General features: G+C 47.0%; 10 protein-coding genes. All 10 read right to left on the bottom strand.

What is annotated here, in order from left to right; translation table 11 throughout:
* Window positions 1-107: 107 nt before the first annotated feature.
* The 10 genes from mef(A) to traN all read right to left on the bottom strand — a co-directional run bounded on the left by mef(A) (window position 108) and on the right by traN (window position 10,945).
* Entirely contained in the window at window positions 108-1,325 is a 1,218-nt protein-coding gene (gene mef(A) / locus KSX81_RS07520; RefSeq protein WP_055167363.1) for a macrolide efflux MFS transporter Mef(A), read from the bottom strand.
* 108 nt (window positions 1,326-1,433) lie between these two features.
* Window positions 1,434-2,621, bottom strand: a complete 1,188-nt coding sequence (locus tag KSX81_RS07515; protein ID WP_227191526.1) for a GNAT family N-acetyltransferase — start codon at window positions 2,619-2,621, stop codon at window positions 1,434-1,436.
* 100 nt (window positions 2,622-2,721) lie between these two features.
* On the bottom strand, window positions 2,722-3,294 hold the full coding sequence (locus KSX81_RS07510) for a UpxY family transcription antiterminator (RefSeq protein WP_008021340.1): 573 nt from the start codon (window positions 3,292-3,294) through the stop codon (window positions 2,722-2,724).
* Between the two features lie 505 nt (window positions 3,295-3,799).
* Window positions 3,800-5,008 carry a putative resistance-associated DNA invertase gene (locus tag KSX81_RS07505; RefSeq protein ID WP_005816149.1) on the bottom strand — a complete coding sequence of 403 codons (1,209 nt, stop codon included), beginning with the start codon at window positions 5,006-5,008 and terminating at the stop codon, window positions 3,800-3,802.
* 88 nt (window positions 5,009-5,096) lie between these two features.
* Window positions 5,097-5,594, bottom strand: a complete 498-nt coding sequence (locus KSX81_RS07500) for a hypothetical protein (protein WP_005816141.1) — start codon at window positions 5,592-5,594, stop codon at window positions 5,097-5,099.
* Window positions 5,595-5,647: 53 nt separating this feature from the next.
* Window positions 5,648-7,837 carry a type IV secretory system conjugative DNA transfer family protein gene (locus KSX81_RS07495; protein WP_005816140.1) on the bottom strand — a complete coding sequence of 730 codons (2,190 nt, stop codon included), beginning with the start codon at window positions 7,835-7,837 and terminating at the stop codon, window positions 5,648-5,650.
* Window positions 7,838-7,917: 80 nt separating this feature from the next.
* Window positions 7,918-8,826: a fimbrillin family protein gene (locus tag KSX81_RS07490; protein WP_005816138.1), complete on the bottom strand. Its 909-nt coding sequence runs from the start codon at window positions 8,824-8,826 to the stop codon at window positions 7,918-7,920.
* Window positions 8,827-8,892: 66 nt separating this feature from the next.
* Window positions 8,893-9,546, bottom strand: coding sequence for a hypothetical protein (locus tag KSX81_RS07485; RefSeq protein ID WP_005816136.1), 654 nt, complete (start codon window positions 9,544-9,546; stop codon window positions 8,893-8,895).
* Window positions 9,547-9,554: 8 nt separating this feature from the next.
* The gene (locus KSX81_RS07480; RefSeq protein WP_005816135.1) at window positions 9,555-10,100 is read right to left on the bottom strand and encodes a hypothetical protein; all 546 of its coding nucleotides are present in this window, start codon (window positions 10,098-10,100) and stop codon (window positions 9,555-9,557) included.
* Window positions 10,100-10,945 carry a conjugative transposon protein TraN gene (traN, locus tag KSX81_RS07475; protein WP_005816133.1) on the bottom strand — a complete coding sequence of 282 codons (846 nt, stop codon included), beginning with the start codon at window positions 10,943-10,945 and terminating at the stop codon, window positions 10,100-10,102. The genes KSX81_RS07480 and traN overlap by 1 nt, the downstream gene beginning before the upstream one ends.
* Between the last annotated feature and the right edge of the window lie 46 nt (window positions 10,946-10,991).

Here is a 10,991-nt window from a genome sequence, read left to right as displayed (position 1 = left end):
GTTATATTTATAATAGTGTTGCGGAATTAAGGTATATAAGGCAAAGAGGATAATTTTTCTGTCACTGATTGAATAATATTATCTATCATACGAACACGCCCTTTATTTTATTTTGCATCCAATTTTCTAATCTCAGTTATCATTGGGCAAACTATTGCAATGCAAATAATTAAAATACCTGATAGTAAAAACCAATGATTTACATCGATTCTATCAGCAAAGAATCCAGAAAGAATTAACCCAATTGGCATAGCAAGAGACATGATACTTCCAGTTAAAGAAAATACACGTCCTAAATATTCAGGCTTAATTTTCTCCTGAAAAAGAGCTGTTTGCAAACCGCTGTAAAACGGAACCGAAAGCCCCATTATTGCACAGCAGACTACAAATATGAAAAATCCACTTTGAGGAAGTAATCCTGAAATGGTTAAGCTTATCCCCATCATAAAAATTGATGCCGTTATTAATAAGATTCGCTTTTGGTAATTCCCAAATAACCCTAATAATAGACCCCCTATCAACATACCAGAGGCATAAGCAATCTCCGTAATAGAAATATGCATCGGTGTACCATTAAAATATTCCATAGTGATTAAAGGATATAATGCATTTATGGGCATATAAACAAACATATATAATGTTCCAACGAGTAATAAAGCAAATAATCCTTTATTTTGCCGTAGTACAGCCATTCCTTCTTTCATTTCTCTTATGAAATTTGGTTTCAAACTTTGCACTTGATCACCTAGCTTAGGAATACGTACAATTGCTACCGTAATAGATGCAATCACAGCACCCAATACATCGATGGCAATAATAGCATTTAGTTCCCAAACGGAGTATAAGAGTGCTGCAACCGCCGGACTAACAATATAGCTTATAGACTGCAAAGACTGACTATAGCCTGCACATTTCGTAAGCTGTTCTTCTGGTACTAAAAGTGGAGTAACCGCATTGAGAGCCGGGGTATGAAAAGCTGTTCCAATGCTACGGATGAACAATACTACCATAACCATCCAGATAGGTAACTCCATATACAATGCAACAATAGCTAGCACGGCCCCAGCTGCTGCGATAATTAAATCAGCACCAATCATTATCTTCTTCCTATCATGACGATCCACTAATACACCAATGGCTGGTCCAAAGACCGCATAGGGTAAAAAACCTACAAGTGAAGCCATAGACAAGACCATCGCAGATCCTGTTTTTTCTGTAAGGTAAAAAATAATCGCCATTTGCAGGATGGCACTAGTGATTAATGATACTGCCTGCCCTGCCCATATTGTATAAAACTTAAGTTTCCAATTGTTGTATTTTTCCATTTATATTATCTCCTAAATTCTTATTTGTATCAGCGTATATTTTAACACAACAAGTCGTTTTAAGCAACTTTAAAATTAAAAAAATCCAATATTAACCGCCAAAGGGTGCTAGCCCCTAATTGGCGGAGAATGGCATAAAACACAGGTATCTTCATATTTTGGGGAGCCGTCAGGATTGTTTACGAATGTCACAAACTCTTTGAAACATCCTTCGCGGCGCATACCAAGACGTTCGCATAAGCGTTTGGAGCGGATATTGTCATCTTCCACAAATCCATAGATACGCCGTGCGCCCGCCTCCCGGAAAAGATAATCCAACAATCCGGCTGCCGCTTCACAAGCGAATCCTTTGCCTTCAAAACGTTTGTTGAAATGCCACCCCACATTATAAGTGTCCTCATTCTCACGCAAAGCAAACACGTCACCGATAATAAAGTCATCTTTTTTCAGACTCACCGCATAGCGCAGCATGTCTTTCGGGGAATACTGCATATATGCCCATGCCGCCTCTTCGGAACAAAGGCGGTCTCCGGCAAAGCAATTCACACGAGGATTAGAAAGATACTCCAACAATCCTTCGGCATCCTTCTGCTTGAAATTTCGAATGATAATTCGTTCGGTTTCGATATATATTTCCTTGTAATAATAAAATGGTATGAGTACGCCCAAAGTAGCGAAGGCAAGCATGGCATAGAGATACTGGTGGAACCAGATGAAGGTCATCCCGTAGAACAGGAAGGCAATGCTGCACAGCCCAGAGGCCAGTCCGTCGATGCCGTCGATGAGGTTGATGGCATTGATGATGAAAACCGTAACGAAAACGGTGAGAGGGATGCTAATCCACGACGGCATGGAATGGATGAACAGCATTCCGTGAAGGTCGGACAGTTCCACTCCGCCAGCCACCAGCATGATGCCGCAGACTATCTGGATAAAGAACTTGGCACGGTAGCGCACACCGATAAGGTCATCGGCAATGCCGACAAGGTACAACATGATGATGGCGCAGAAGGCGTATGCCAATGGCAACGCTTCTGCGCCTATTTCCTTAAGCAGCTCATCATGTCCGGTTGAGACATTGACCGCCAAAAGCAGGACAAAGGAGAAGAACACTACGGGCTTGAAGGCCATACCGCCAAGGCGAGGCACTACACACTGATGTATCTTCCGCTCGTCCGGCTCGTCGAACAGTCGCCTGCGGAAGGCGATGAGCAGAATCTGCGGTATCACGATTCCTGCGAAAAACACGCACAGGAAGAATACCGACAGGATGTTGACAATCCAAATTAAACTCATTCTCTATCTAACTTTAATAGGCCGTTTGTGTCGGTCTGTCCTGTACTAATCCCTCTGTATCAATCAATTCGGGGGGGGGGTAATTCGTGTTTCCATAATCTCAGTCTATGATTTGAATATATTCCGGCTTCACCTCAGCTGAAACCGCCAGTAGGTCGGGAATAATGACGACAAGCTGCCGACCTCTCTTTTTTGCCACTTTTATGAAGTAGCCCTCCACCTGGTCGAACGGTCCGCCATGTACCCTTACTCTTTTACCTTTTTCAATGTTGATTTTATCTTTTTCCTTGTTGATTTCGCTGATTTTGTAGAAGTGTACCTCTTCATCTGCCTGCTTGCACACCTTGATGAAGTTGGTCATGTCTTCATCAGGTACAGTCAGATAGACAAGTTCTCCGCCACTTTTCCATGTGACAAACTGTAGGTCGTAATAATAATTGTGTTTGAAATCAACAATCTTCTGATGACTTGCATGCACAAACACCAGACTATGGATGACGGGTACCATGAAAAAGACTTTCTTGCCCTTGACAGTGCGAAGGACTTTCTGCTTGGGTATGAAATACTCTAAGCCATACGTTTCATTAGAGAGCCGATCTTCGGCAGTATTCTCGTTCTTGTAGGCCCGCATGACATACCACAGTATCTTATCCTTGTCCAATACATTCACCATACTGTTTTGACATGTGTTTTTTGAGAAAAGAACGTACTCATGGTTCATCCCGATATGCGTATCGGTCTGTATATCAGCAACTTTCTATGTGTTTCAACTACAATAGTCATCTATTCTCATCTTTCTGAGTCCACCCCCTGCAAAGCCCCTCTTTACGACATAAAAATTCGGTCGGAAAAGGTATGCAAAAGATGTTTCTCTCTTTAAGAGAAATATCGTTTTGCTAAACAGTTGATATTGAGGTATCATTTTATCGTAAAAGACATATTTGCTCAACAATTGCTTGACGGAAATCAACAAATTTTAGCATTTTTGTAAAAAAGTCGCTATATAATTTGGTGAATTGGAGCTATTTTCATATTTTTGCATCCCGAAGAGTTTCTCTTAAAGAGAGAAACACCTTTTTGCTCAACAATCCCCGACTTTTTTATTATAGTTGCGGTATCACACCGCAATACAATAGTTATAAATATTGAAATAAAGGTGCAGTGAGACGCTGCACCTCCTAAAGAGAATTGATGATGAGATTGTTGGCGTTGTCAACGACAGAGGTGTCCAATGAGGAGAGGTATATCTGTGTGGTTTTCTCGGAGTCATGCCCCAATGCCTCGCTGATAGTAGATACGGGCACGTTCTTGCTCTTGGCTATGCTTGCCCAGGAGTGGCGGGCTACGTAGGTGGTCAGGGGTACGGACAGGCCTATCATTTCTCCGATTTTCTTCAACTGCTTGGTGATACGGCTATAGGCATTCTTGTACTGTCTCCAGAATATGGCTCCCTCTCCTTTTGCTATAGGGAGCAGGTAGGGAGAATCATCTGTTTTGTACTTCGCCACTATCTCCTGCATGGCAGGTTCCCATTTGATGTGCAACTGTTGTGAGGTCTTCTGACGGCGGTAAATGAGCGTACTGCCATGCAGATTGCTTGGTGTAAGTTGTGCCATATCGATGAACGACATCCCACGGGTATAGAAACTGAACAGGAACATATCCCTTGCAAGCTCCAAACGGGGGTTCAGACTCAAGTCCAGCTCTTTCAGTTGCTTGATGATTTCCAAGGGGAGTGCCCGCTTGACGGTCTTGTCGATGCCGGTATATACATGCTTGAACGGTGAGGAAGAGATGACCAGTCCGTCATCTACGGCATGATTGTAGATGGTGCGCAGGTTGCGGATGTAGAAAGAGGTGGTGTTGCGGCACAGTCCGCTGTCTTTCAGCCACTGTTCATAGCCTTGTATCGTTGTCCCATCGACTTCCTCCAATGGCACATCGCCTCCTTTCAGGTAACGCTGGAGGCTGTTGAGGGTGGTTTTGTACCTTGCTACCATCCGCTTCTTGCCGATGCGTCTCAGTTTTTCGTTCAACTCCAGCGTATAGCCGATAATGCCATGTAATTCTTTTCCCTCATGGAAGTTGTCAACGACGGTGTCTGCTGTATATGACTGCCCTTCCTTGTCCAACCGTGCAATGACCAACAGCAGTTTCTTCCTGTCAGCATCCAATGTATCTTTCAAGGAAAGAAGATAGGCTTGACGTTGTGGAGTGACGGAAGTTGGCAAAATGATGTTTGAATGGTCCGCATCCCACTCTGAGGAATAGATTCTGTACTCTGTATGGATCTGACGTGCCACACGATTGTGTATCACCTGATAATACAGGCGACCCTCTTTCTCTTGAACAGATGATGTTCTGAACTTTAATTTGATGGATGCCATAATGCTCTGACTTTAACATTGAAATTGCAATTATTACCTTTATATATAATATAAGTGACAGACAAACAGGTATAGGAGGGATGGTGCCTCACCGCTCGGCATACAACAGCTGATATTCCACCCACCTCCGTTTCCTAATGGATGCCACTGCTTTTCCCCTCCATTTGCAATAGCTCAGATAGAGTGGCAGGATGTCCCTGTCGCCACGTTCCAATCGGGTGAGCAGGGACGCTTTCGGGTATCGTCCATTGCCTAACAACTTGGCTGGTCCAATCTGGTACGAGAGGGTGGCAAGCAGATAAGCATCCCTGCCATAACGGGCATATAGGCGCAGGTGCCGGAGGAGGTCTGTCCGTAACAGCAAATCTGCACGCTGACGTGTCAGTGTTTTCGGGAAACGCTCTCCCTTCTGTAGCTGGTGACCATAGCCCACATAGCCCGGTGTGGTCTTTGGGTCGTGCCAACCCTCGAAGTGTTTGGTAATGGCTACCATCCGTTCAAACAGTGCCCTGTCAATGGTTTGGCTTTGACAGGGCACGCTACAGATGGCCAACATGCTCAATAGTACGATGATGTATCTTCTCATTACATTATTTTATATAGGAGGTGCGATGTCTCACCGCACTCTAATCAATATCACTACATCATAGTGCGGAACTGCTGAATCTCTTTAATCATGGCTTTCACGTCCTCCCCAACCTGAACGAAGTTCTTGTAGAGGATGCGCTCTCGCTCTTCTTTCGACTTGAACTTATAGAACTTAGGGAGAGGGACATACTCCGATTCCTCCTTCTTTATTTCCGTCATATCGAAGTCGGTCTTGCAGTAGAACTTGGATGTCTTGAACTCCTCGCTCTCCTGGATGTTCATGCTTCCGTTCATCCCGGTCTTGGTGACTACGAAGTCACGGGCGGTCTGTCCACATATCCAACCTGTGGGCATATCGGAGATTTTGCTTGCAGGCACCAGGCTGTCCATATTCTCATTGAGGTTGATGGAGGTCTTGTCACGGTCGATGGTCACGCCCTTTTTGAGTTGCACTACTTTACCGAAGATGTCACTCGACAGCCATTCGAGGGTTTCCTTGGCTCTTGCCGAACCGCTCACCACATTGCCCACGGTGGTGATGATTTTCTGCATACCCACCTTGCCATAATCGGCTTCCAACTGCGGAAGTTCCTGAAAGCCAAGTGCCACGCTCACCTTGTTGCTTCGGGCTGTGCCTATCAGTCGGTCTATCTTGTGGAAATACAAGGTCGGCAACTCATCGACGATGATGCTGACAGGAACGTTCTTGCCCTGTCCTGTATTCACCCTCGTTACAAGGCGGTTGAGAATCAAGGCATTCAGTGCACCGATGATGCTCTCCATCTCGGGGTCGTTGGCAATGAGCAGATAACTTGGATTCTTCGGGTCACTGACCTTCAGGTCGAAGTCATCGCCGTCCTTGTGGAATATCCAGTAAGATTCCTTGGTGGCGAGACGGGAGGTATAGACACGTAGCGTGCCAATCATACCTTCCAACTGCTCCATGGCTTTGTTGGCAAAGGCAGTCTGGAACGGGCCAAGCAAGGGGGCTACCTCGTTGTCGGTCTGAAGTACCTCGAAGATGGTCTGATAACTCTCATTGAGGAACGATAGGATATGTGGCATGTCGCTGTACTTGCCCAACCAATAAGCGGGCTGCACCTCCGCGCCCGAATGGTCGAACACCCGTCCTGTGGGTATCAGCCTTTTCGTCTTTGGGTCTTCACGCCGCTCGGCAATCAGCATCTTTCCGTCCTTGTCGTAGGGCTCCTTGCCGTAGTTGCAGAAGAAATAGATGCAGGCGGCAAGGAAGTTGACGGCAGAGGTCTGGAAGAACTGGTCGCTGCCACCGCCGCCTTCCTTCTTGCCTTTTTGCAGGGATTCAAGCAGGGTCTCGGCGGTCTCGCTCGCTGCGGCAAGGTTGTTGATGTACTTCAACTGGATGGGGTTCACACGGCGCGAATACTCCACATCCACAAAGTTGATGATGTTGAACTTCATGCCATGGGGCATCTTGCTGTCCTTGGCATTCTTGTTCTTCAAGTAATGATAGTAGAGTTTGGTGGCGAGAGTGGGAAACTTATAGTCGTACACCACCATGGCAAAGCCCTTCTCGCTGTGCTGCCTGATAAACGGCTCGATGATGGAGAAGGTCTTACCAGAACCAGGAGTACCCACAACCCATGTGCCACGGAACGGATTGACGATGTTCACCCATCCCTTGCGGAACTTGCCCTTGTAATAATAGCGCATAGGGATGTTCACGCTGTACTTGTTCTCCTGCAACTCCCTGCATTGCTCAAAGCTCTCATTCTCGAAGTTGAAGCGGTCTTTCAGCAGCCCTTCCTTCAGGAACTTAGAGATATTGTCGAGGGCGATATGCACCAATACGACACCGACGATGGAAGTGAGCATATAGAGCCAAGTGTTCAAACGGAGGGTATAGAAACAGGGCATTATCGAATGACCGAACAGCCATACGGACTGCACAATCAGCAGCACTCCCGACAGCAGCGGATAGAGCACCTGCCTGCGAGCGTCAAACTCCAGATGCTTCTTGTTGCGCGTTCCCACACAGGTGATACATATCAGCAGGAACGTAGCCACCTTGCTATACACGAGGTTGCCGTCATGGTAAATCATCCACCGCTTGATGCGAGTGTGGATATCCGTCACTACGCCGCCCAAGAAGTCCAACTGCTCCGGCTCCAGTGCGTAGGCGAAGAACTCCATCAGGATGGAGACATAAATCACCGCCCTGAATATCTTGTAAAAACCCTGTAACTCTTTGCTTTCTTCCATTTACTTTACGATGATGTTGGGTGATAATGAGAAAAGATGAAGGATGCCACGGTGGACACCCTCCAATCCTCTTATGAGTTTTATTCGTAGCCGTTGATGGTCTTCTCAGACTCTACTGTCCACGGAGAAATAGTTGCAGATATGACCTCCAAGGTGTTGCGTACAGGCTTCAATGAATAGCTGTAGGAATGACCCGCTTTCCACGTGTCGTTTGTGAGGAATACGAAGTTCTCCCCATTGCTGAGTTGCAATGTCATGTCTGGCATAACCTGTGCAGGAACATAAAGCGTATATTCCATGTGGTCACTTTGTGGGTCGCCGAAATAATAGGTCGTCACCGACTCGTCACTGCATTCTACCTTTCCGGTCTTGATGTTGAAAGTACCGCTGTCAAAATAACCGACGAACGTGAGTAGGCTTCCTGCAAAATCATTGGTGGTGAAACCGTATTCTGGTGAGGTATAGACCTTGATGATGACACGCACCATCTGATGGGTGAAGTTCAATGTAAGGCTCGGATTGGCGTATGATGCCGCTCCACTGGCAAACAGAAAATCATTGACCTTCTGCTCACTCTGTACAGCTGCCTCCGGCACTTGGAACTCTATGAGGTCGTTGGTAGGATTTGCCGTATAGGGATAGTAGGCATTGAAGGTGTGAGTGTCTGTGTCCGTGAAAAACACCTTGTTGGCTGACACAAACTGATTCGTGCCGCCGCTTCGGGTGAACTTCATATTGTTGATCATCCCTGTGGAAGAGATGCCAATCATATCATTGAGTTCCCACTGGTTGTCAACGGCTCGTGTGGAAACGGCAGGTTGCAGCATCTCCAGATTGGTGAATACCTGAAGCTGCTTGGTTGATGTGCTGTCGGTCACGACCACAGAACCTCCGCCACCGGGCAGGTAAATCTCATTGACGATGTCTTGGTCACAGGACGTGAGGAGCATGGCTCCAAGTCCCAACATTAGAAACAAATTCTTTTTCATGCTTTTTCTTTTTTAATTGTTGTACTTTGATGATGATACGGGTGATACTCGATGTCTGTATATGGGCTAATCCATAATCGTGATGATGGGTCTCGCCTTATGCGGCTGCCACTTGGGAGTCTCCTGTATGGCACCGCTTCCCAGTGAGTAAAGCCATGCCTTGGCGGTCGCTTGTCCTTCTACCTCCGTTGAAGTCCAATACCAACAGTCATCATCCTCATCGGGGATAGGTGTGCCGCCGCATTTCAGGATGTATGGGTTGATGATGTCCTTGGCATGATAGAGCAGACGCATCTGTGCCACACTGGGGATATAGGCACTTTGCCCGTAACGCCACATGTCGAAGACACGCTCAGCCAAAGGCGACTTCACATCGGTCGTGCCATAAAGGGCAAAAGTGTTCTTGTTGCCGTCGTAGGCGGTGAGGTCACAGGATGTGTCCTGTTCCACACCGATACTGTCAGCAAAGGCTTCGGGAGCGATGTCCCACAGATAGACGGCATATCCGTTTCCCTCCATTTCTTCCCTCTGATTGACGTTGAACACCACTGCAATGGCTTGCTTGCACGATTGCTCGTAGGTTTCGTAGGGCATCACCTTGCCGTCAGTGGTCAAGATATGGGTGACCTTCATGGCTGTGTCGGGAAAGTCCTGATGCTCGTCACAGGCAGTCAGCAACACCGTTGCCGCAACTGCCAAGATTGAAAACAGTTTCTTCATACGCATAGTCATTTTACAGGAAGTTTCACACCCAGGACAATACCCGTTCTGAACAGGTCCTCACCCTTGATCATCACATCGGTCTTCACCTGCCAGAAGAGCTTCCAGCCGTGTCTGAGTGTATAGTTTTGCTCATAGCCGAGGTGGATGCCACCCAAGAACCTGTCAGTATCGCTACCTGCCGATGCTCCTATGCGCATGTTGCCATGGTGGTTGCGTCCTCTTGCCACACAGGGCTTATAGGCAAAGCCGAAACCATAACTGCGGTAGTTGTTCCAAAAACTCTCAGGACAGACATGACCGCACGATGCGCACTCGTTCCACTTGATATATCCGTTTGCAAAATACTCCCACGCATTGTGGTACTTCGTCTCATACTCGTAGGACAGCGTCACGTCCAGTCCTCGCTCATACAGGCATCCGAACCCCAAGGATATGCGGTCGCTATTCTGCTGCGCCATTGCCGGAGTCATGCTTGCCATAAAACAGATGACAACGAGTAAGGTATGCACAAGCCAATTCCTCACTCCTAATTCCTCATTCCTAATTCTCATTATTCCTCCTCCAACAGTATATGGTTAAACGAATCGGCAGACAGCACATCCTCATAGTCGATGCTGAGCGAGATGGTGCGTCCACTTATCTGTTTTTCCGACAGCTCGATGGTCAGCACCTTGTCGTTGGGGAAGGTCATCTTCTTCACCACAATCACGTTGCGATAGCCATACTTGAAGGTCTTCGCATCGTCCAACACAAGAGATGGGGTCAGTTCCACTATCTGCGCATTGGTAGCCTTGCTCTGCTTCTTGTCCGATAGTTTGATGCGCATCTCGTCGATGTCGAAGCGGATGTTGGTCTTGTTCTCCACGGAGAAGTCGATGAAGAAATATTCGCCCACGCTGTAGATGTTGTTCAGGCGCATTACCATGCGGTGCATCTTCGTCGCCACGTTGCGGTATTTGGCAGACGATGACCATATCTGACGTGCATACTTGGTCATGTCGGCAGTGGACAGGCTTACAGCGGGATTGTTGTAGGCATTGCGCTCCGAGCATTCTATTTCCTTATCGGTTACTGCCTCCTGCATCCTCGTGGTATAGAGCAGTGCATACTGCGTGCGGTAGCGTTCCGTCACGATTGTCACTATCGCCAACACCTCACCGTCGGCATACACGTTGTCCTTCGGCTTCAGGCGGATGGTGTTGTTGATGGGTTGGTCGCCCACCACCTTGTCTGTGGATATATCGACAAAGCGGATGGGTTCGGAGGCGGTGATGACGGTGGTCACTTGGTCGTTGACCGTCAGCTGCTCCATCTCCATGTAGGTGGTCTGCGCCTTGGCTGAAAGCACGCTCAGCGAAAGCAATGCACAGACATTCATTTTCTGAAAACAATTCATATTAGTTGATTTTTTGATGTTTATACTCTATGAGCCACCGTTCCCG

It is taken from the genome of Bacteroides sp. MSK.18.37 (assembly GCF_019129155.2).
Taxonomy (GTDB): Bacteria; Bacteroidota; Bacteroidia; order Bacteroidales; family Bacteroidaceae; genus Bacteroides; species Bacteroides ovatus.
This window is presented reverse-complemented; position numbering and strand designations above follow the sequence as displayed.